17 protein-coding genes and 1 pseudogene are annotated in these 20,985 nt (G+C 70.3%); 10 read left to right on the top strand and 8 right to left on the bottom strand.

All coding sequences use genetic code 11. From position 1 onward, the window contains the following. Positions 1 to 50 precede the first annotated feature (50 nt). Both AB8998_RS12555 and AB8998_RS12550 read left to right on the top strand, forming a co-directional pair. Positions 51 to 752, top strand: coding sequence for a PPE family protein (locus AB8998_RS12555; RefSeq protein ID WP_369738257.1), 702 nt, complete (start codon positions 51 to 53; stop codon positions 750 to 752). After that, positions 718 to 1,395 (top strand): SHOCT domain-containing protein, encoded by a 678-nt coding sequence (locus tag AB8998_RS12550; RefSeq protein ID WP_369738256.1) that lies wholly within the window; start codon positions 718 to 720, stop codon positions 1,393 to 1,395. The genes AB8998_RS12555 and AB8998_RS12550 overlap by 35 nt, the downstream gene beginning before the upstream one ends. Before the next feature lie 35 nt (positions 1,396 to 1,430). Here the strand turns inward: AB8998_RS12550 and AB8998_RS12545 are convergent, their stop codons facing one another. Continuing rightward, positions 1,431 to 3,203 carry an SDR family oxidoreductase gene (locus AB8998_RS12545; protein WP_369738255.1) on the bottom strand — a complete coding sequence of 591 codons (1,773 nt, stop codon included), beginning with the start codon at positions 3,201 to 3,203 and terminating at the stop codon, positions 1,431 to 1,433. 249 nt (positions 3,204 to 3,452) lie between these two features. Between AB8998_RS12545 and sucB the strand changes: the two genes are divergently transcribed. The 5 genes and pseudogenes from sucB (at position 3,453) to AB8998_RS12520 (ending at position 8,590) form a co-directional block, all read left to right on the top strand. Further along, the gene (sucB, locus tag AB8998_RS12540) at positions 3,453 to 5,198 is read left to right on the top strand and encodes a 2-oxoglutarate dehydrogenase, E2 component, dihydrolipoamide succinyltransferase (RefSeq protein WP_369738254.1); all 1,746 of its coding nucleotides are present in this window, start codon (positions 3,453 to 3,455) and stop codon (positions 5,196 to 5,198) included. A 4-nt stretch (positions 5,199 to 5,202) separates the two neighbouring features. After that, the gene (locus tag AB8998_RS12535) at positions 5,203 to 6,126 is read left to right on the top strand and encodes a TIGR01777 family oxidoreductase (protein WP_369738253.1); all 924 of its coding nucleotides are present in this window, start codon (positions 5,203 to 5,205) and stop codon (positions 6,124 to 6,126) included. 47 nt (positions 6,127 to 6,173) lie between these two features. Then, a complete protein-coding gene (gene lipB / locus AB8998_RS12530; protein ID WP_369741541.1) occupies positions 6,174 to 6,872 on the top strand; it encodes a lipoyl(octanoyl) transferase LipB in 699 nt (232 codons plus the stop codon). Beyond that, positions 6,869 to 7,812, top strand: a pseudogene (gene lipA, locus AB8998_RS12525) (lipoyl synthase). The gene lipB and the pseudogene lipA overlap by 4 nt, the downstream one beginning before the upstream one ends. A 25-nt stretch (positions 7,813 to 7,837) precedes the next feature. Continuing rightward, positions 7,838 to 8,590: a DUF4191 domain-containing protein gene (locus tag AB8998_RS12520; protein WP_369738252.1), complete on the top strand. Its 753-nt coding sequence runs from the start codon at positions 7,838 to 7,840 to the stop codon at positions 8,588 to 8,590. A gap of 28 nt (positions 8,591 to 8,618) precedes the next feature. On the opposite strand, the gene AB8998_RS12515 is transcribed toward AB8998_RS12520, so the two are convergent. Next, positions 8,619 to 9,041, bottom strand: coding sequence for an RDD family protein (locus tag AB8998_RS12515; protein ID WP_369738251.1), 423 nt, complete (start codon positions 9,039 to 9,041; stop codon positions 8,619 to 8,621). Positions 9,042 to 9,284: 243 nt separating this feature from the next. On the opposite strand from AB8998_RS12515, the gene glnA (AB8998_RS12510) reads away from it, so the two are divergent. From glnA (AB8998_RS12510) to AB8998_RS12500, 3 genes are all read left to right on the top strand, one after another. Next, on the top strand, positions 9,285 to 10,721 hold the full coding sequence (glnA, locus tag AB8998_RS12510) for a type I glutamate--ammonia ligase (protein WP_369738250.1): 1,437 nt from the start codon (positions 9,285 to 9,287) through the stop codon (positions 10,719 to 10,721). A gap of 153 nt (positions 10,722 to 10,874) precedes the next feature. Continuing rightward, a complete protein-coding gene (locus AB8998_RS12505; protein ID WP_369738249.1) occupies positions 10,875 to 11,099 on the top strand; it encodes a hypothetical protein in 225 nt (74 codons plus the stop codon). Position 11,100: 1 nt separating this feature from the next. Further along, positions 11,101 to 11,595 (top strand): Rv2253 family sensor-like surface protein, encoded by a 495-nt coding sequence (locus AB8998_RS12500; RefSeq protein WP_369738248.1) that lies wholly within the window; start codon positions 11,101 to 11,103, stop codon positions 11,593 to 11,595. Positions 11,596 to 11,715: 120 nt separating this feature from the next. Here AB8998_RS12500 and AB8998_RS12495 read toward each other — a convergent pair whose 3' ends face one another. The 6 genes from AB8998_RS12495 to AB8998_RS12470 all read right to left on the bottom strand — a co-directional run bounded on the left by AB8998_RS12495 (position 11,716) and on the right by AB8998_RS12470 (position 20,971). Beyond that, positions 11,716 to 12,576 carry a TIGR03619 family F420-dependent LLM class oxidoreductase gene (locus tag AB8998_RS12495; RefSeq protein ID WP_369738247.1) on the bottom strand — a complete coding sequence of 287 codons (861 nt, stop codon included), beginning with the start codon at positions 12,574 to 12,576 and terminating at the stop codon, positions 11,716 to 11,718. After that, positions 12,573 to 13,220 carry a PaaI family thioesterase gene (locus AB8998_RS12490; protein ID WP_369738246.1) on the bottom strand — a complete coding sequence of 216 codons (648 nt, stop codon included), beginning with the start codon at positions 13,218 to 13,220 and terminating at the stop codon, positions 12,573 to 12,575. The genes AB8998_RS12495 and AB8998_RS12490 overlap by 4 nt, the downstream gene beginning before the upstream one ends. Continuing rightward, positions 13,217 to 16,225, bottom strand: a complete 3,009-nt coding sequence (locus AB8998_RS12485; protein ID WP_369738245.1) for a bifunctional [glutamine synthetase] adenylyltransferase/[glutamine synthetase]-adenylyl-L-tyrosine phosphorylase — start codon at positions 16,223 to 16,225, stop codon at positions 13,217 to 13,219. The genes AB8998_RS12490 and AB8998_RS12485 overlap by 4 nt, the downstream gene beginning before the upstream one ends. A 39-nt stretch (positions 16,226 to 16,264) precedes the next feature. Next, positions 16,265 to 17,605, bottom strand: coding sequence for a type I glutamate--ammonia ligase (gene glnA / locus AB8998_RS12480; RefSeq protein WP_369738244.1), 1,341 nt, complete (start codon positions 17,603 to 17,605; stop codon positions 16,265 to 16,267). A gap of 100 nt (positions 17,606 to 17,705) precedes the next feature. Beyond that, the gene (locus AB8998_RS12475) at positions 17,706 to 19,277 is read right to left on the bottom strand and encodes an alpha/beta hydrolase (protein WP_369738243.1); all 1,572 of its coding nucleotides are present in this window, start codon (positions 19,275 to 19,277) and stop codon (positions 17,706 to 17,708) included. Between the two features lie 131 nt (positions 19,278 to 19,408). Next, positions 19,409 to 20,971 (bottom strand): alpha/beta hydrolase, encoded by a 1,563-nt coding sequence (locus AB8998_RS12470; RefSeq protein ID WP_369738242.1) that lies wholly within the window; start codon positions 20,969 to 20,971, stop codon positions 19,409 to 19,411. Between the last annotated feature and the right edge of the window lie 14 nt (positions 20,972 to 20,985).

Raw genomic sequence — 20,985 nt, 5'->3', positions numbered from 1 at the left:
CGGAGGCCGCCGAGGACGCCCCCGGGGATGCAGGGGATAGCCAAGCACACATGCATTTTGCGTTTTTGCCGCCGGAGGTCAACTCCGCGCGCATCTATGCGGGTCCTGGTGCGGGTTCGATGCTGAGCGCCGCGTGGGCATGGGATGAGCTGGCCAACGAGTTGCACACCACCGCGTCCAACCTCGAGTCGGTGGTCTCGGAGCTCACCAGCGAACCGTGGGAGGGCCCGTCCGCGGCGTCGATGGCGGCGTCGGCCGCATCGCAGGTGGCATGGCTGAATATCGCCGCCGCGCAGGCGGGTCAGACCAGCGCCCAGGCCAGGGCTGCCGTGGCGGCATACGAGGCCGCCCATGCGATGACGGTGCCTCCGCCGGTGATCGCGTCCAACCGTGCACAGCTGATGTCGCTGATCGCGACGAATGTGTTGGGCCAGAACACCCCGGCGATCGCGGCCACCGAAGTCGCCTATGCCGAGATGTGGGCCCAGGACGTCGCCGCGATGTACGGCTATGCCGGTACCTCGCGGGCGGCCGCGGAGGTGACTCCGTTCGACCCGCCACGGCCGGCCACCGACCAGGGCGGGGTCATCGCACAAAGCGCCGCGGCCGCCCGGGCCGCCGCCACCTCGGCCGGCCACGCACAGGCGGCGCTGGCGAGTGGCACGCTGATGTCCGCGGTGCCGAATGCGTTGCGGGCGCTGGGCCGCACCCTTCGGTTTGACCGGCTTTTCGGACTTCACGAATGTCTATGACCTGGTGGAACTCGGCTCCGAATTTCTGGGCAACGGTTTCGGGCTGATCGGGGTGTCGGGCGCCGCGGGGTTCATCTCCGAGGCCGAGCACAACGCCGTGGGGCCGGGGGCCGGGGAGAAAGCCCCGGCCGCGCCGCAACGTCCGGCGGGGACCGGGAAGGCGGCGCGCCCGCACGCGGCGGCCACCTCGGTTTCAGCCCACATGGGCGGTGGAGGCTCCCGCGGCCGGTTGTCGGTGCCGGCGGGCTGGACGTCGGCTGCCCCGGAGATGCGTCTGGCCGCCGTCGAATCGCCGATCGCCGGTTCCGTCCCGGGCCCACGTTCGGGCCTTGGCCCGTTCGGCGACATGCCCCTCTTCGGTGGGACTCCGCTGATGGCGTTTCCCTCGCGCGGCGCATCCGGTTCCCGAGAAGACCGGCCGGTCGACGAGGGAGCCCCGGGCAGCCGGGTACGTGCCGGGGCGGCCGTCGGGGACCGCGAGCAACGGTCCCGCACGGCCTCGAGCGGCCGGCCGTCCGGTACCACTACCGAGCTGCGCGAGATCACCGAAGTGCTGGGGAGACTCGCCGAACTCCGCGACAGGGGCGCCTTGACCGACACGGAGTTCGTCGAACAGAAGCAGCGCCTTCTCGGCGGTCGCTGAACTCGATCGTTCGCCGACCGTTGGGCCGGCCCCGGCTAGATCACCCGCAACCGCGCGGTACTGCGCAGCGCCTGCGGCGCGAACCGCGAAAGGGCGTAGAACGCGTAGGCTTCCGGCGCGACCGGACGGATCGGCTTGTTCTTGCGGATGGACGACAGGATCGCGTTGGCGACGTTCTCGGGGCCGTAATGGCGCAGCGCGAACAGCATGCCGAGCTGTCCGCGGCGACCGGCCACCTGCTCCGTCTTGCCCTGGGGCGCGTCGATGCGAGTGGTCTTGATGATGTTGGTATTGATGACGCCGGGGCAGATGGTGGTCAGCCCGACGCCGGCGGTGTCGAGCTCGGCCCGCAGGCAGTCGGAGAACATGAAGGCCGCCGCCTTGGAGCTGCAGTAGGCGCTCAGCGACTGCAGCGGTGAGTAGGAGGCCATCGACGCCACGTTGACGATGTGCCCGCCGGTGCCGCGTTCGACCAACCGCCGCGCGAACGACCGGCAGCCGTTCACCACGCCGCCGAAGTTGACGTCCATCACGCGGTCGAACTCCTCGGCGGGGGTGTCCAGGAAGCCGCCGGCGTGCCCGATGCCCGCGTTGTTGACGACGATGTCGGGGACACCGTGTTCGGCGCTGACCCGCTCGGCGAACGCCTCGACCGCGTCGGCGTCGGACACGTCGAGCACATAACTGTGCGCGACGCCGCCGCGCGCGGCGATCTCCGCCGCGGTTTCCTTGACGGACGCCTCGTCGATGTCGCTGACGACGAGTTCGGCGCCGTCGGCGGCGAAGGCGTACGCGGTCTCCCGGCCGATGCCGCTGCCGGCTCCGCTGACCGCGACCAGGGTGTCGCCGAAGTCCCCGCGGGGGCGGCCGACCTGCGCGCGCAGCAGCGCGCGGCTGGGCTGCCGGCCTTCGGCCAGGTCGGTCAGGTCGTGCACCGCGGCCGCCATCACCTGGGGGTGCGACATCGGGGAGAAGTGACCGGCCCTGATGTCGCGGCGCCACAGCCGCGGCACCCAGCGCGCGGTGTCATCGTAGCCGTAGGGCCGCACGTAGGGGTCGTCGGTGTTGACGATCAACTGCACCGGCACGTCGACCACCGGGATCGGCCGCTTCCTGGCGAACGCGGCGAAGTAGTTGGCGCGGTAGGTCTTCACCGAGCGGGCGGCGTCGCCGGCCAGGCCGGCGGAGTGGTGGATCTTGTCGTCGGGGATGCCGCCGACCATGTGGCGCCGGACCGCCTTGCTCCGCAGCGCCAGCCGCAGCACCAGCGGCGCGAGCACCGGTATCGAGAAGAACACCATGTAGGTCAGCCGCAGCGCCTGGCTGATCGCCCGGGCGAAGGTGCGCGGTCGCCACGGCCGCCGCAGCCCGCCGAAGATGTAGGCGACGAGCTGGTCCTGGCTGGGGCCCGACACCGACGTGAACGAGGCGACCCGGTCGGCGGCGCCGGGCCGGCTCAGGTACTCCCACACGCCCACCGACCCCCAGTCGTGGGCCAGGACGTGCACGGGTTGGCCGGGCGACAGCGCACCGGTGACCGCGGCGAAGTCGTCGGCGCAGCGCTCCATCGTGTACGCGGCGACCGGCTTGGGCGTCGACGAGCCGCCCACCCCCCGGTTGTCGTAGCGGATGACGCGGAACCGCTCGGCCAACAGCGGCACGACCCCGTCCCACAACACGTGCGAGTCGGGAAAGCCGTGCACCAGGACGACGGTCGGGCCCTCCGGGTTGCCCTCTTCGTAGGCCGCGATGCGCACCCCGTCCGTGCTGTCGACGAAATGCTGGGAAACCTGCTGTGTTGCCGCCATCTGAACTCCGCCACCCCCGATGTGCTCCGCCTGCCCCTGACTGGCAACGTGACCAGCAGTGGCCACACCGTAGCAAGCGGGTTGACCCTCGCCCCGGCATCGGCGCGCGGCAGCCCTGAATGTGTGCCGTTCCCGCGGCGATGACAAGATAGCGAATGGGAGAGTTCCGAGGACGACTCGGTTTCCCGCCGTTACACCACCGGGCTTCGACCTGCGCCGAACCACCAGCGATTCGAGGAGTCAGAAAAGATGGCCTTCTCCGTCCAGATGCCGGCACTCGGTGAGAGCGTCACCGAGGGGACGGTCACGCGCTGGCTCAAGCAGGAAGGCGACACGGTCGAAGTCGACGAGCCCCTCGTCGAGGTGTCCACCGACAAGGTCGACACCGAGATCCCCTCCCCCGCGGCCGGGGTGCTGATCAAGATCGTCGCCCAGGAAGACGACACCGTCGAGGTGGGCGGCGAGCTGGCCGTCATCGGCGACGCCGCCGAGGACGGCGGGGCGGGCGCGCAGGCGCCGAGCCGCCCGCAGCCCGAGACCCAGGCCGAGCCCGCACCCGAGCCCGAGCCCGAACCGGAGCCCGCGCAGGCGCAGGCCCCGCAACCTGACCGGGCTTCCGGCGACGCCACTCCAGTGCTGATGCCCGAACTCGGCGAGTCCGTTGCCGAGGGCATGGTCACCCGCTGGCTGAAGAAGGTCGGCGATTCGGTGGCGGTCGACGAGCCGCTGGTGGAGGTGTCCACCGACAAGGTCGACACCGAGATTCCCTCGCCGGTGGCCGGTGTGCTGGTCAGCATCACCGCCGAGGAGGACGCCACGGTTCCGGTCGGCGGCGAGTTGGCACGGATCGGCTCGGGAGCCGGCGCGGTGTCCGCCCCCACCAAGCCATCCCAGCCCGAGCCGGCGCCCCAGCCCAAAGCCGAGCCCGAGCCGGCGCCCCAGCCCAAACCCGAGCCCAAGACCGAGCCCGCGCCGAAGGCCGAACCGGCACCGGCGCGGCCCGCTGCGGAGTCGCAGGGCCAGGGTGTGGCGGAGCGGACGCCGTACGTCACCCCGCTGGTGCGCAAGCTGGCCAACGAACACGACATCGACCTGAACGCGGTCACCGGGACCGGCGTGGGCGGCCGGATCCGCAAGCAGGACGTGCTCGCCGCGGCGGAACAGAAGAAGCAGGCCACCCGGGCACCCGCGCCGGCTCCCGCCGCCGGCGCGCCGAGGGCGGCCGCGGAGTCCCGACGGCCCGCACCCACCCCGGCACCGGCGCTGGCGCACCTGCGCGGCACCACGCAGAAGGCCAGCCGTATCCGGCAGCTCACCGCCGCCAAGACTCGCGAATCCTTGCAGGCGACGGCCCAGCTCACCCAGACCCACGAGGTCGACATGACCAGGATCGTCGGGTTGCGAGCGCGGGCCAAGGCGGCGTTCGCCGAACGCGAAGGGGTGAACCTGACCTTCCTGCCGTTCATCGCCCGCGCGGTGATCGACGCGCTGAAGACCCACCCGAACATCAACGCCAGCTACAACGAGGACACCAAGGAGATCACCTACTACGACGCCGAGCACCTCGGGTTCGCCGTCGACACCGAGCAGGGCCTGCTTTCCCCGGTGATCCACAACGCCGGCGATCTGTCCCTGGCCGGGCTGGCCCGCGCGATCGCCGACATCGCCGCGCGCGCCCGCTCGGGCGACCTCAAACCGGACGAGTTGTCCGGCGGCACCTTCACGATCACCAACATCGGCAGCCAGGGGGCGTTGTTCGACACCCCGATCCTGGTGCCGCCGCAGGCCGCGATGCTGGGCACCGGGGCCATCGTCAAGCGGCCCCGGGTGATCGTCGACGAATTCGGCAACGAGTCGATCGGCGTGCGCTCGGTCTGCTACCTGCCGCTGACCTACGACCACCGGCTCATCGACGGGGCCGACGCCGGACGCTTCCTCACCACGATCAAGAACCGGCTCGAAGAGGGAGCGTTCGAGGCCGACCTGGGGCTGTGAGAGCGTGGCCCGGGCTGGTGACAAGGCCGTCGTCGCGATCGCGGGTTCGTCCGGCCTGATCGGCTCCGCGCTGGCTGCCGCGCTGCGCGCCGCCGACCACCGGGTGCTGCGCATCGTGCGCAGGGCACCGGCGAATCCCGAAGAGCTGCATTGGAATCCGGAGAGCGGCAAGTTCGATCCCGACGCCCTGGACGACGTCGACGCCGTGGTGAACTTGTGCGGGGTCGACATCGGCCGGCGGCGCTGGTCGGGGGCGTTCAAGCAAAGCCTGCGCGACAGCCGCATCACTCCGACCGAGGTGCTGGCCAAGGCCGTCGCCGACGCCGGAATCGAAACGCTGATCAATGCCAGCGCGGTGGGCTATTACGGGCACACCAGGGACCGTGTGGTCGACGAGAACGCCCGGGCCGGCAGCGGTTTCCTGGCCCAGCTGTGCCAGGACTGGGAGGCCGCCACACTGCCGGCCCAATACGGCGGGGTCCGCGTCGTGCTGGCGCGCACCGGGGTGGTGCTGGGCGCGGCAAGCCAGGCGCTGCGCAAGGTGCGGCCGCTGTTCTCGTCCGGCCTCGGCGCCAGGCTGGGCAGCGGCCGTCAGTACATGTCGTGGATCAGCCTCGAGGACGAGGTGCGCGCCCTGCTGTTCGCGATGTCGCATCGCGCGCTGGCCGGGCCCGTGAACATGACCGGTCCGGCGCCGGTGACCAACGCCGAGTTCACCACCGCGTTAGGCCGCGCGGTCAACCGTCCCACCCCGCTGGTGCTGCCGGGGGTAGCGGTGCGCGCGGCGCTCGGCGAGTTCGCCGACGAGGCGCTGCTGATCGGGCAGCGCGCCATCCCCGGGGCGCTGGAACGGGCCGGTTTCCAGTTCCACCACAACACCATCGGCGAGGCGCTCGACTACGCGACCGCCCGGCGGGAACGCGACTAGATCCGCGGCCGTGCCGGGGGTGTACCGTCGCCACCGTGACCGCACCCATCAGGTCATCCATCAGGGCGCAGCCGGCCCCCATCGACGTCCGCCGGCTGGGCACGCTCGACTACGGCACCGCCTGGCAGTTGCAGCGTGACCTGGCCGACGCCCGGTCCGCCGGCGGCCGCGACGCATTGCTGTTGCTGGAGCACCCGCCGGTGTATACCGCGGGGCGGCGCACCGAACCGCACGAGCGACCCGTGGACGGCATGCCCGTCGTCGACACCGACCGCGGCGGCAAGATCACCTGGCACGGCCCGGGTCAGCTGGTCGGCTACCCGATCATCGGGCTGGCCGAACCGCTCGACGTCGTCAACTACGTTCGGCGGCTAGAGGAATCGCTGATCAAGGTCTGCGCAGACCTCGGCCTGGAAACCGTCCGCGTCGCGGGCCGCTCGGGCGTGTGGGTGCCGGGCGACGCGGCACGACCCGCACGCAAGGTCGCCGCCATCGGCGTACGGGTGTCCCGCGCGACCACCCTGCACGGGTTCGCGCTCAACTGCGACTGCGACCTCGGGGCGTTCGGCGCCATCGTGCCGTGCGGGATCAGCGACGCCGGGGTGACGTCCGTGTCGGCCGAACTGGGACGCACGGTGCGCGTCGAGGACGTATGTGCGGCGGTGGCGGTCGCGGTGTGCGACGCCCTGGATGGGGTCTTGCCGGTGCGGGACCATCCCGTCGCCCGCGTAGCATCGGCGATGTGACTGTCGCTCCCGAAGGCCGCAAACTGCTGCGGCTCGAGGTACGCAACGCCGAGACCCCCATCGAGCGCAAGCCCCCGTGGATCAAGGTCCGCGCGCGGATGGGACCCGAGTACACCCAGCTCAAGGCCCTGGTCCGGCGCGAGGGTTTGCACACGGTCTGCGAGGAGGCCGGCTGCCCCAACATCTTCGAATGCTGGGAGGACCGGGAGGCCACCTTCCTGATCGGCGGCGACCAATGCACACGGCGTTGCGACTTCTGCCAGATCGACACCGGCCGGCCGGCCGACCTGGACCGCGACGAGCCCCGCCGGGTCGCCGACAGCGTCCGGACGATGGGCCTGCGCTACGCCACGGTCACCGGCGTCGCCCGCGACGACCTGCCCGACGGCGGGGCCTGGCTGTACGCCGCCACGGTACGCGCCATCAAGGAGCTCAACCCGACGACGGGGGTCGAGCTGTTGATCCCCGACTTCAACGGCGACCCCGCCCGCCTGGCGGAGGTGTTCGAGTCACGCCCCGAGGTGCTGGCCCACAACGTCGAGACCGTGCCGCGGGTCTTTAAGCGGGTCCGACCCGCGTTCACCTACCGGCGCAGCCTGGACGTACTGACCGCCGCACGCGAGGCCGGTTTGGTGACCAAGAGCAACCTGATCCTCGGTCTGGGCGAGACGCCCGACGAGGTGCGCACCGCGCTGGCCGACCTGCGCGACGCCGGCTGCGACATCGTCACCATCACCCAGTACCTGCGGCCGTCGGCGCGCCACCATCCCGTCGAGCGCTGGGTCAAGCCCAGTGAGTTCACCGAGTTGGCCTGCCACGCAGAGAAATTGGATTCTCCGGGGTCCTGGCGGGGCCGCTGGTGCGCTCGTCGTACCGCGCGGGGCGGCTCTACGAGCAGGCTGCCCGCGGCCCGGACAGCATGGAGGCCTCGGCGCCCTGACCGGCACCGCATATCCTTGGTGATTATGGCTAAATCCCGCAAAGCCGCCGAGAACAAAGCCGCCAGGGCCGAGGCACAGGCCGCCCGCAAGGCCGCCGCCAAGGAGCGCCGCGCCCAGCTGTGGCAGGCGTTCAACATTCAGCGCCAGGAGGACAACCGGCTGCTGCCGTACATGATCGGCGCCTTCGTGCTGATCGTGGCCGCCTCGGTGGCCGTCGGCCTCTGGGCAGGCGGGCTCACCATGATCACGCTGATCCCGCTGGGGGTGCTGCTCGGCGCGTTGGTCGCGTTCATCATATTCAGCCGCCGGGCGCAGAAATCGGTCTACAGCAAAGCCGAGGGCCAGGCGGGTGCCGCGGCGTGGGTGCTGGACAACATGCGCGGCAAGTGGCGGGTGACCCCCGGCGTCGCCGCGACCGGCCACTTCGACGCCGTACATCGGGTGCTCGGCCGGCCGGGGGTCATCCTGGTCGGCGAGGGGTCGGCGGCCCGGGTCAAACCGCTGCTGGCGCAGGAGAAGAAGCGCCACGCGCGCCTGGTCGGCGACGTACCGATCTACGACATCGTCGTCGGCAAGGGCGAGGGCGAGGTGCCCCTGGGCAAGCTGGAGCGCCACCTGACCCGCCTGCCGGCCAACATCACCGTCAAGCAGATGGACAGCCTGGAGTCGCGGATGGCCGCGCTCGGGTCGCGGGCGGGCGCCGGGGTCATGCCCAAGGGGCCACAGCCGAACGCCGGCAAGATGCGCGGCGTGCAGCGCACGGTGCGCCGCCGGTAGCGGCAGGGCATCTCCGCACCCTCGACCGTCAGCGCCGCACCACGGCCGTGCCGGTCACGCGATCGTGCAGGCCGCGGCCGTCGTAGTCGGTGAACAGGGCCGGGATGACCATCGCGACGAGCAGGCCGCGCACGGCCAGCCGGACGACGCCCACCGGTATCCGTCCGTCCACGGCCGCCACCCCCAGGCCCAGCGTCAACTGGCCGGGGGTGGAGCCGAACAGCCGCACCGCCACCACGCCGAGCACCCACCAGACGACCAGCACCGCGGTCGCCAGGCTCCGCTGGGAGAGCAGGCCGAATGTCAGGCCCAGCGCCGCCAGGCCGTAGGAGATCAGCCAGTCGATCAACAGCGCGGCCAGGCGGCGCCCCATCGGCGCCAGCGAACCCGCACCGCTCTCGGGCAATCCGAGCGCCTCACCCGGGTAGGCGGATCGCGATCCCGGCGTCATCGGGCGCGGTCTTGGCACGGCTGCCCGACGCGTAAGCGCGGCACTGCGGTGCGCCCACACGCCGGACCAGATACGATCTTGCGGTCCATGGCCCCACAATAGAGCCCCCGGCGCATAGCGCCGACCCGGCCACTTTTGCGGGCGGCGTGGGCACGTAACGTGCGCGCAACACGGGGTTGACCGGCGGGCAACATCAGCTTCATAGCGTCAGGCCGCGGATTTCACCAAGTAAAGGAGCAAGCTGTGACGGAAACGACGCCCGACGACGTCTTCAAACTCGTAAAGGACGAAAACGTCGAGTTCGTCGACGTCCGGTTCTGTGACCTGCCGGGCATCATGCAGCACTTCACGATTCCGGTGTCGTTCTTCGACGAGAGCGTGTTCGAGGACGGGTTGGCCTTCGACGGCTCGTCGATTCGCGGATTCCAGTCGATTCACGAGTCCGACATGCTGCTCCTGCCCGACCCGGCGACCGCGAAGGTCGACCTGTTCACCGAAGCCAAGACGCTGAACATGAACTTCTTCGTGCACGACCCGTTCACCCTCGAGCCGTATTCGCGCGACCCGCGCAACGTCGCCCGCAAGGCGGAGAACTACCTGATCAGCACCGGGGTGGCCGACACCGCCTACTTCGGCGCCGAGGCCGAGTTCTACATCTTCGACTCGATCAGCTTCGACTCGCGCACCAACGGCTCGTTCTACGAGATCGACGCGATCTCGGGATGGTGGAACACCGGTTCGCCCAACGAACTTGACGGCAGCCCCAACCGCGGCTACAAGGTCCGCCCCAAGGGCGGGTACTTCCCGGTCGCCCCCGTCGACCACTACGTCGACCTGCGCGCCAAGATGCTGCAGAACCTGATCAAGGCCGGCTTCGAGCTGGAGAAGGGCCACCACGAGGTGGGCACCGGCGGGCAGGCCGAGATCAACTACAAGTTCAACACCTTGCTGCACGCGGCCGACGACATGCAGTTGTACAAGTACATCGTCAAGAACACGGCGTGGCAGAACGGCAAGACCGTCACGTTCATGCCCAAGCCGCTGTTCGGCGACAACGGCTCGGGTATGCACACCCACCAGTCGCTGTGGAAGGACGGCAGCCCGCTGATGTACGACGAGACCGGCTACGCCGGCCTGTCGGACACCGCCCGCCACTACATCGGCGGCCTGTTGCACCACGCGCCGTCGCTGCTGGCGTTCACCAACCCGACCGTCAACTCCTACAAGCGGCTGGTCCCCGGGTACGAGGCGCCGATCAACCTGGTGTACAGCCAGCGCAACCGGTCGGCGTGCGTGCGCATCCCGATCACCGGCAGCAACCCGAAGGCCAAGCGGCTGGAGTTCCGTTGCCCCGACTCGTCGGGCAACCCGTACCTGGCGTTCTCGGCGATGCTGATGGCGGGCCTGGACGGCATCAAGAACAAGATCGAGCCCCAGGCGCCGGTCGACAAGGACCTCTACGAGCTGCCGCCCGAGGAGGCCGCCAACATCCCGCAGGCGCCTACCCAGCTGTCGGCGGTGATCGACCGGCTGGAAGAGGACCACGAATACCTCACCGAGGGCGGCGTTTTCACGCCCGACCTGATCGAGACGTGGATCGCCTTCAAGCGCGAGAACGAGATCCTGCCGGTGCAGGTGCGGCCGCATCCCTACGAGTTCGCGCTCTACTACGACGTCTAAGGCGTCGAGACGACGCCACCCGCGCCGCGATCACCCCCCGATTGCCGCGCGGGTGGTTTCGTCTTTGCCGGGCGAGCCACGGTCGACGGCGTTATCGTCCCTGCATGCCGCCGAGAAGCGCGGCCGGCTGTAACCGGAGGGAAGGATCCCAACATGAAGGCGAGAGTTTTGATGGCCACGGTCGGCGCCGCGGTGGCGGCCCTGGCCGCCGGTGTCGTGTGGACCGCACCCTCGGCGTCGGCCGGCACCCCCTATTGCGATGGGCTCGGCACCCCGCAGGAAGTTCGCGAGTGCAACTGCGGATTCGACTTCGACCCGGGTAGTCAGGAACTTCACGATTGCCTCTATGGAACCGCGGCCCCGACACCCAAACCCTGACATGACCCCGGGGCGCCTGAGCGGTCTCGTGGGTTTGTGCGCCGCGTCGCTCGCGGTCGCGCCGGCCGTCCCGATCGCCTCCGCCGACTCTCCCTCGTGGAACGGCAAGTACGCGATCACGTTCATGGTCGGCCCGAAGTCCGGGACCAGCCTGGCGGCCGGTGACCCCGAGGAACAGCACACCGACGTCTACACGTTCCGCTCAAGCTGCACGAACGGAACGTGCACGGCCACGATCGTCGACGGCCCACCGCCGAGCAACCCGACGGCTCCGCAACCGAAATTCACCTGGGACGGCTCGTCGTGGACCCAGGCCAGCGACTTCCAGTGGGACTGCATGTTGCCCGACACCACGATCCAGTGGAGTCCCGCCCACGCCACGGTGCGCTACACGCCCCAACCCGACGGGACGCTTGCCGGCACGATGCACACCGAGATCGCCAGCGGCCCGTGTCAGGGCACGATCGACATGAACATGACCGCCGCGCCCGTGTGAGAGCGCGCTCCGCCGGCGAGCCTCCCCCTACGCGAGACATAAACCTCTGCGGGCCGTGTCGGCGTGTCGTCGCAACCGTTTATGTGTCGCGGGGTCCCGCGAGGCTGGGCCGCGCCGCGGCTACCCGTCGAGCCCGAGGTCCTTGCGGAAGCGCGCCATGCCGTCGATCTTGTCGGCCAGCGTGGCGTCGGGGCCGGCGTAGAACATCCACGGCATGGTGATGATGCCGGTGATACCGGCGTCGGCGGCACGCTGGTAGTCGACGGGGGTGAACGCGTCGGTGAGGGGGGTGAGGATCGTGAATTCGTCCATCGTCAAACCATTTTCGGCCCGCAACTCCCGCAACCGGCCCACCGCCTCGATGGCTCGTTCGGTCTTGATCAGGTCGCCGATCCAGCCGTCGTTGCGCGCGGCGCGGCGCAGGGCGGCCTCGCTGAGCCCGCCGGCGTAGACAGGGATCGGCGGCGGTGTGGGCTGCATCTCCAGCCGCGGCGTCGGATAGAACTCGCCCTCGAATTCCGTCCAGCCCGGCTGCCACAGCGCCCGCATCAACTCGATCATCTCGTCGGTGCGCCTGCCGCGGGCCTCGAACCGCTCCCCCATCAGGGCGAACTCCTCGCGGCACCAGCCGACCCCGATGCCCAGTTCCACCCGGCCCGACGCCAGCACCGCCGCCGTGCCGATGGCTTTGGCTGCCGAATACGGGTTGCGCATCGCCGGGATGTAGACGGTCGTCACGAAGCGCAGCCGGGTAGTGACCTGGGCCAGGGCGCCGACGAGCACCCACGGGTCCGGCCAGTCGGTGAACGGCTGCCAGCGCCGCTGCCCGTCCTTGGTGTAGGGGTACGGCGTGTCCAGTGTTTCCAGGTTCACGACGTGGTCGGGGATCCCCATCCCGTCGTAGCCGAGTTCGTCTGCGGCCCTGGCGATCTCGATGATCTCGCGAGTGTCCAGAAATGCGCTGCTGACGTAGAACCTCATTGCGCGGAATCCCGCGCCCACGCCGGCTCGATGAACACGCCCTCGGCCTCCACGGTGACGCCCGCGTCATCCGAAATGGTACCGCGTGCAAACACTTTGACGCCCTCCCTGCCCTCGATCCAGGCCTCGCAGCGGAGCGCGCCCAGGGGGGTGCCGCGCAGGTACTTCACGGTGATGGTTCCGGTGAAACGCGGCTTGGACAGCCCCTCGCTGGCCGCCTCGCCGAGCATGTGGTCGAGCACCAGTGCGCTCACCCCACCGTGCACCAGGCCGGGCGGACCCTCGTACGCCGAGCCGAGGACGAACTCGCTCCAGCAGCGCCCGCCGCCCTCGTGGTGGACGACGACCGGCGGGGCGATCGGGTTGCACACACCCACCGCGGCGTTGCCCAGCGGCAGCGCGCGGCCGTCGACCCGGTAGCTGACCCCGGCGGGCCGGGTCCGCTGCCGCAACGAGGCGGTGACCGCCTCGATCGCCGACCGCGCGTCGACGACGACGTCCTCGTCGGCCTCGGTGTGGATGGTGGCGTCGACGAGCTCGCGCACGGCGTCGGCCAGCGGCGCGTAGAGGGCCGTGACCCGGTCGGCTTCCGTCGCGCTGAGAACCTCGAATGTGGCGTCCAACGCGCGGGCCTCCTGACTCAACTTCCGAACACCTTGCGCACGACCGCCTTCGCCCGCCGCGTCACCCGAAGATAGTTGTCCAGGAATTCGCCGCCGTCGTCGGTCGGCCATCCCGCGGCGACGGCGACCGCGTTGAGCTGGCGTCCGGGGCCCGGCAGCTGGTCTGTGGGCTTGCCGCGGACCAGCACCAGGGCGTTGCGCGCGCGGGTGGCGGTCAGCCACGCCTGACGCAGCAGGTCCACGTCTTCGGCGGGGACCAGCCCGGCCGCGGCGATCTCGTCCAGCGATTGCAGCGTCGAGGTGTTGTGCAGGGCTTCGATCTCGTGCGCGTACCGCAGTTGCAGCAGCTGCACGGTCCATTCGACGTCGGCCAGTCCCCCGCGACCCAGCTTCGTGTGGGTGTTGGGGTCGGCGCCCCGCGGCAGCCGCTCGGACTCGACCCGGGCCTTCATGCGGCGGATCTGCTGGACCGCTTCGGGCGACACCCCGTTGGCCGGATAGCGGATCTTGTCGGCCATCAGCAGGAACCGCTGCCCCAGCTCGGCGTCGCCGGCGACCGCGTGCGCGCGCAGCAGAGCCTGGATCTCCCACGGCTGCGCCCACTGCTGGTAGTAGGCGGTGTAGGCGCCCAGCGTGCGGACCAGCGGACCGTTGCGGCCCTCGGGCCGCAGGTTGGCGTCGACCTCCAGCGGCGGGTCGACGCTCGGAGTGCCCAGCAGCGTGCGTGTCTGCTCGGCTACCGACGTCGACCAGCGGATCGCCTGGGCGTCCTCGACGCCGTGGGCCGGCTGGCAGACGAACAACACGTCCGCGTCGGACCCGTAGCCCAGCTCGGCGCCGCCCAGCCTGCCCATCCCGATGACCGCGATCGCCGCCGGCGCCGTCCCCCCGCGGGGCCCGTCAGGGGGCAGGTTGGCCCGGATCATCGCGTCCAGCGCGGCCTGCAGGACGGCCACCCACACCGACGTCAGCGCCCGGCACACCTCGGTGACTTCCAGCATGCCCAGCAGGTCCGCCGAACCGATGCGGGCCAGCTCCCTGCGGCGCAGCGTGCGCGCGCCGGCGATCGCGCGCACCGGGTCGGTGTAGCGGCTGGCCGAGGCCACCAGCGAGCGAGCCACCGCGGCGGGGTCGGTGTCGAGCAGTTTGGGGCCGTTGGCGCCGTCGCCGTAACTCTGGATCACCGTGGGCGCGCGCATCAGCAGGTCGGGAACGTAGGTGGAGGTACCCAGCACGTGCATCAGCCGCTTGGCCACCGCCGGCTTGTCGCGCAGCGTGGCCAGATACCAGCTCTCCTGAGCCAGCGCCTCGGACAGGCGCCGGTAGGCCAGCAGCCCGCCGTCGGGGTCGGGCGCGTAGGACATCCAGTTCAGCAGCCGCGGCAGCAGCACCGACTGCACCCGGCCGCGCCGGCCGCTCTGGTTGACCAGCGCCGACATGTGCTTCAAGGCGGTCTGCGGCCCCTCGTAGCCGAGCGCGGCCAGCCGCCGCTCGGCCGCCTCGGTGCTCATGCCGTGCGAGATCTCCAGCCCGGGCGGGCCGATCGACTCCAGCAGCGGCTGGTAGAAGAGCTTGGCGTGCAGCTGTGACACCCGCAGGTTCTGGTGCTTGAGCTCCTCGCGCAGCACCCCGGCCGCGTCGTGGCGGCCGTCGGGCCGGATGTGGGCCGCGCGCGCCAGCCAGCGCACCGCCTCCTCGTCGTCGAACTCGGGCAGCAGGTGGGTGCGCTTGAGCCGCTGCAGCTGCAGCCGGTGTTCGAGCAACCGCAGGAACTCGTAGGAGGCGGTGAGGTTCGCGGTGTCCTCGCGGCCGACGTAGCCGCCCGCGCCCAGCGCGGCCAGCGCGTCGACGGTGGACGCCACCCGCAGCGACTCGTCGCTGCGGCCGTGCACCAGTTGCAGCAGCTGCACGGCGAACTCGACGTCCCGTATCCCGCCGCTGCCGAGTTTGATCTCGCGGGCGCGGACGTCGGCGGGCACCAGTTGCTCCACGCGGCGCCGCATGGCCTGGACCTCGACCACGAAGTGGTCGCGCTCGCAGGCGACCCACACCATCGGCAGCAACGCGGTCAGATAGCGTTCGCCGAGCTCGGCGTCGCCGACCGCCGCCCGGGCCTTCAGCAGCGCCTGGAACTCCCAGGTTTTCGCCCAGCGCTGGTAGTAGGCGACGTGGGACTCGACGGTGCGGACCAGCTCGCCGGCGCGACCCTCGGGCCGCAGGGCGGCGTCCACCTGGAAGAACGCCGTGGAGGCCACGCGCATCATCTCCCCGGCGACGCGGGCGCTGACCGGGTCGGCGCGCTCGGCGACGAAGATGACGTCGACGTCGCTGACGTAGTTCAGTTCGCGCGCACCGCATTTGCCCATCGCGATGACCGCCAGCCGCGGCGGCGTGCGATCACCGCACACGGTCAGCTCGGCCATCCGCAGCGCGGCCGCCAGCGCGGCGTCCGCGAGGTCCGACAGGTGGGCGCCCACCACGGTGAACGGCACCACCGGCTCGTCCTCGACCGTCGCGGCCAGGTCGAGCGCGGCCAGGACCAGCAGGCGGTCGCGGTACAGGTTCTGCAACCGCAGCACCGCCGAACCCGGCCCCGCCGACGCGTCGGGGTCGGACTCGTCGACGCATCCGACGAACGTCGCGCACAGCTCCTCGCGGGCGGGCAGTTTGACCTTGCCGCGCAGCAGCTTCCAGGACTGCGGGTTCGCGGCCAGGTGATCACCCAGCGCGAGCGACGAGCCGAGCGCCGCGAACAGCCGGCCGCGCAGGGCACGTTCGCTCAGCAGCGCTGCGCTGAGCTCCTCCCACCCGGTGTCGGGGTTCTCCGCCAGCCGCGCCAGGGCGCGCAGCGCGGCGTCGGCGTCCGGCGCGCGCGACAACGCCCACAGCAGGTCGACGTGGGCCTGGTCGTCGTGGTCGTACCAACCCAGCTGCGTCAGCCGTTCACCCGCGCGCGGATCGACCAACCCGAGCCGGCCCACGCTGGGCAGCTTCGGGCGATGCGTTGCGGGTTTGGTCACGACCACGACCGTAGCGCAACCCGCGCGCCGCTCAGGCCAACTGAGCTACAGAGACAAGTAGGTGCTCAGCTCGTATGGCGTGACCCGGCTGCGGTAGTTGGCCCACTCGGTGCGCTTGTTGCGCAAGAAGAAATCGAAGACGTGCTCACCGAGCGTCTCGGCGACGAGCTCGGAGGACTCCATGGCGCGCAGCGCGCTGTCGAGACTGGTGGGCAGCTCGCGGTAGCCCATCGTGCGGCGCTCCTCGGGGGTCAGGTCCCACACGTTGTCCTCGGCCTGCGGGCCCAGCACGTACCCCTTCTCCACCCCGCGCAGTCCGGCGGCCAACAGCACCGCGAACGCCAGATACGGGTTGCACGCCGAGTCTGGGCTGCGCACCTCGATCCGCCGCGAGGAAGTCTTGTGCGGCGTGTACATCGGCACCCGCACCAGGGCGGAGCGGTTGGCCGCCCCCCACGACGCGGCGGTCGGCGCCTCACCGCCCTGCACCAGCCGCTTGTAGGAGTTGACCCATTGGTTGGTGACCGCGCTGATCTCGGACGCGTGCTCGAGGATCCCGGCGATGAACGACTTGCCGACGTCGGAGAGCTGCAGCGGGTCCTCGGTGCTGTGGAATGCGTTGACGTCGCCCTCGAACAGGCTCATGTGGGTGTGCATGGCCGAACCGGGGTGCTCCGCGAACGGCTTGGGCATGAACGTCGCCCGCGCGCCGTTCTCGATCGCCACCTCCTTGATGACGTAGCGGAACGTCATCACGTTGTCGGCCATCGACAGGGCGTCGGCGAAACGCAGGTCGATCTCCTGCTGGCCGGGCGCGCCCTCGTGGTGGCTGAACTCCACCGAGATGCCCATGAACTCCAGCGCGTCGATCGCGTGCCGACGGAAGTGCGACGCCGAATCGTGCACCGCCTGGTCGAAATAGCCGGCGTTGTCGACGGGGACGGGCACCGACCCGTCGTCCGGCCCGGGCTTGAGCAGGAAGAACTCGATCTCGGGGTGCACGTAGCAGGAGAAACCCAGGTCGTTGGCCTTCTGCAGCTGACGGCGCAGCACGTGCCGCGGGTCCGCCCACGACTGCGACCCGTCCGGCATGGTGATGTCGCAGAACATCCGCGCCGAGTGGTGGTGGCCGGCGGGACTCGCCCAGGGCAGCACCTGGAACGTCGACGGGTCCGGAATCGCCACGGTGTCGGATTCCGACACCCGGGCGAACCCCTCGATCGACGACCCGTCGAAGCCGATGCCCTCCTCGAAGGCGCCTTCCAGTTCCGCCGGGGCGATGGCGACCGACTTGAGGAAACCGAGCACGTCGGTGAACCAGAGCCGCACGAAACGGATGTCCCGTTCCTCGAGCGTGCGCAGGACGAATTCCTTCTGCCGATCCATATCTCGCACAGTATGCAACCCCTGTTAATTCTGTGTTACCACCGTCGTTAAATGCCCGCTCAGAACCGTTGCGAAGCGCAGACACGCGGGCGGACCGGCCTCAGCGACACTGCAGCGAGGGCGGAGGCAGGGCCACGCCGAGCAGATAACGCACCACCGCGGTGTCCACGCACTGGTCACCGTTGAACACCGCGGTGTGCTGCGTGCCGCCGTAGGTGATCAGCGGCGCGCCCAGCTGACGGGCGAGGCTGACCCCGGCCTGGTACGGGGTGGCCGGGTCGTGGGTGGTGGACACCACGACCGCCTTGCCCGGAGCGGCGGCGCTCGCGGCGTGCGGGGCCGACGTGGCCGGCACCGGCCACAGCGCGCACAGGTCGCGGGGGGCGGTCCCGGTGAACGGCCCGTAGCTCAGGAAGGGGGCAGCCTGGCGGATCTGCTGATCGGCGGCGACCCAGCTCGCCGTGTCCGTCGGCGTGGGCGCGTCCACGCAGCGGATCCCGTTGAACGCGTCCTGGTCGTTGCCGTAATGTCCGCTGCGGTCGCGGCCCTCGTAGTCGTCGGCCAGCATCAGCAGGTCGGAGGCGTCGGTGCCGCGCTGCAACCCGAGCAGGCCACTGGTCAGGTACTTCCAATGGGCCGGGGTGTAGAGCGCGTTGATGGTTCCGGTGGACGCGTCGGCGTAGCTGAGACCGCGCGGGTCCGCCGTGCGGCCCGGCTTGAACACCAGCGGGTCTACCAGCTGGTGGTAGCGGTTCACGAACTGGGCCGGGTCGGTGCCCAGCGGGCAGGCCGGCGATCGGGCGCAGTTGAGGGCGTAGTCGTTGAAAGCGGTTTGGAATCCGGCCATTTGGCCGATGTTTTCCTGGATGGGGCCGACGGTCGGGTCGATGGCGCCGTCGAGCACCATCGCCCGCACGTGGGCGGGGAATGCCTCGAGGTAGGTGGTGCCCAACTCGGTGCCGTAGCTGTAGCCGAGGTAGTTGATCTGGTTCTCGCCCAGCGCCTGACGGACCATGTCCATGTCGCGCGCGGCCGAGGCCGTGCCGACGTTGGCCAGGAACTCGGTGCCCATGCGGTTCACGCACTGCTGGGCCAGCTGCCGGTAGATCTGCTCGATGTGCGCCACACCGGCCGGGCTGTAGTCGACCATCGGTTCGCGCCGGAACGCGTCGAACTCGGCATCGGTCCGGCAGCGCAGCGCCGGCGTCGAGTGGCCCACCCCCCGCGGGTCGAAGCCCACCATGTCGAAGTGGCGCGTGATGTCGGTGTCTTCCAGGTCCGAGGCCATTGCGGCCACCATGTCCACCGCCGACGCCCCGGGCCCGCCGGGGTTGACCAAAAGGGAGCCGATCCGCCGGCCGCTGGCGGGGACGCGGATCACCGCCAGCTTGGCTTGCGCCCCACCGGGATTGCGGTAGTCGACCGGTACCGCAACGGTGGTACACCGCGCGCCGGCGGGAACGTCGGTGGTGCCGTGGAGAAACAGGCTGCAACTGCCCCAGTTCTGCGGTACCGCCGCGGCGCGCGGCGGCGCGGGACTCGGGGTCTGGCCGGCGCCGGGCTCCGGTGCCGCACCGGCGACCGGCAGCGCCGCGGGTGATTGCGCCCCGAGCAGCAGTCCGAACGAGAGCAGCGCCGAGCTCCATGATCTCAGGCGCGACATGGCAGTCATCGTTGCAGCCGCGGATACCCGTGGCGGCGCGAAAGGATTACGCCTTGGTCTCGCTATCCCGGGCGCCGAGCGTGAACTCAGCGCCAAAAATCGGCGAAAATCTCGCCGTCAGTTCACGTTCGGCGAAGGCGTCAGCACTTGGCGCCGCGCGGTGGCGTGTCACCGCCGATGAGGTAGGCCGTCACGTAGTTGTCGATGCAGCTGTCGCCCTGGAACACCACGGTGTGCTGGGTCCCGTCGAAGGTGAGCAGCGAGCTGCGCAGCTCGTTGGCCAGGTCGACGCCGGCCTTGTACGGCGTCGCCGGGTCGTGGGTGGTGGACACCACCACGGTGGGCGCCAGGTTGGGCACCGAGATGGTGTGGGGCTTACTCGTGGGCGGCACCGGCCAGAACGCGCACGTGCCCAACGGTGCGTCACCCGTGAACTTTCCGTAGCTCATGAAGGGCGCGATCTCCCGCGAGCGGCGGTCCTCCTCGATGACCTTGGCCCGGTCCTTGATCGGCGGCTGGTCGACGCAGTTGATCGCCACCCGCGCGTCGGTGGCATTGGAGTAGTGGCCGCGCGAGTCGCGCCGCATGTACATGTCGGCCAGGGCCAGCAGGGTGTCGCCGCGGTCGCTCTCGAGTTCGGTCAGCCCTTCGGTCAGGTGGTGCCACAGCGTCGGGGAGTACAACGCCATGATCGTGCCCACGATGGCGTCGCTGTAGCTCAACCCCCGCGGATCTTTCGTGTGGGCCGGCCGGCCGATCATCGGGTCTTTCGGGTCGACCAGCTTGTCCACCAGACCGTGGTAGACCTCGACGGCCTTGGCGGGGTCGGTGCCCAGCGGGCAGGTCGGCTTCTTCGCGCAGTCGGCGGCGTAGTCGTTGAACGCGTCCTGAAACCCCTTGGCCTGGCGCAGGTCCGCCTCGATGGGATCGGCGTTGGGGTCGACGGCGCCGTCGAGGATCATCGCCCGCACGTTCTCCGGGTAGGCCTCGGCGTAGGCCGAGCCGATCCGGGTGCCGTAGGAGTAGCCGAGATAGGTCAGCTTGTCGTCGCCCAGCGCCGCGCGGATGGCGTCGAGGTCGCGGGCGACGTTGACGGTGCCGACGTTCGCCAGGAAGTTCAGGCCCATCTTGTCGACGCAACGGCCGACGAACTGTTTGGTCTCGTCCTCGATGTGGGCCACACCGGCCGGGGTGTAGTCGACGTCCGGTTCGGTGCGCAGCCGGTCGTTGTCGGCGTCGGAGTTGCACCAGATGGCCGGACGCGAGGATCCCACGCCGCGGGGGTCGAACCCGACGAGGTCGAACCGCTCGCGGACCCGCTTCGGCAGCGACTGGACCACGCCCAGCGCGGCATCGATGCCGGACTCGCCGGGGCCGCCGGGATTGATCACCAGCGAACCGATCTTGTCCCCCGTCGCGGGAAAACGGATCATGGCCAGGGTCGCGACGTCGCCGCCGAGGTGGTCGTAGTCGACCGGCACCGCCAGCCTGCCGCACAGCGCGCCGCCGGGGAGTTTGACCTTCCCGCCCACCGTGCGGCACGGAGTCCACTCGAGCGCCTGGCCCAGCTTCGGGCCGGCCATGACCGCGCGCCCGCCGACGACACGGAGGCAGCCGGCGAGAAGAAGCGCCACGGCGGCGATCGTCGTCCAGATCAGCAGCGTGCGCGCGACCTTGTCGCGGCGAGACAGGCTCATGCCCACCTATGCTGCCAGAG

This window comes from Mycobacterium sp. HUMS_12744610 (genome assembly GCF_041206865.1).
Taxonomy (GTDB): Bacteria; Actinomycetota; Actinomycetes; order Mycobacteriales; family Mycobacteriaceae; genus Mycobacterium; species Mycobacterium servetii.
This window is presented reverse-complemented; position numbering and strand designations above follow the sequence as displayed.

Bases quoted from the DNA above. Each gene is read 5' to 3' on its own strand.
- AB8998_RS12555 (WP_369738257.1), top strand. From the start codon at position 51: ATGCATTTTGCGTTTTTGCCGCCGGAGGTCAACTCCGCGCGCATCTAT.
- AB8998_RS12545 (WP_369738255.1), bottom strand. From the start codon at position 3,203: ATGGCGGCAACACAGCAGGTTTCCCAGCATTTCGTCGACAGCACGGAC.
- sucB (WP_369738254.1), top strand. From the start codon at position 3,453: ATGGCCTTCTCCGTCCAGATGCCGGCACTCGGTGAGAGCGTCACCGAG.
- AB8998_RS12520 (WP_369738252.1), top strand. From the start codon at position 7,838: ATGGCTAAATCCCGCAAAGCCGCCGAGAACAAAGCCGCCAGGGCCGAG.
- AB8998_RS12515 (WP_369738251.1), bottom strand. From the start codon at position 9,041: ATGACGCCGGGATCGCGATCCGCCTACCCGGGTGAGGCGCTCGGATTG.
- AB8998_RS12505 (WP_369738249.1), top strand. From the start codon at position 10,875: ATGAAGGCGAGAGTTTTGATGGCCACGGTCGGCGCCGCGGTGGCGGCC.
- AB8998_RS12500 (WP_369738248.1), top strand. From the start codon at position 11,101: ATGACCCCGGGGCGCCTGAGCGGTCTCGTGGGTTTGTGCGCCGCGTCG.
- AB8998_RS12495 (WP_369738247.1), bottom strand. From the start codon at position 12,576: ATGAGGTTCTACGTCAGCAGCGCATTTCTGGACACTCGCGAGATCATC.
- glnA (WP_369738244.1), bottom strand. From the start codon at position 17,605: ATGGATCGGCAGAAGGAATTCGTCCTGCGCACGCTCGAGGAACGGGAC.
- AB8998_RS12475 (WP_369738243.1), bottom strand. From the start codon at position 19,277: ATGACTGCCATGTCGCGCCTGAGATCATGGAGCTCGGCGCTGCTCTCG.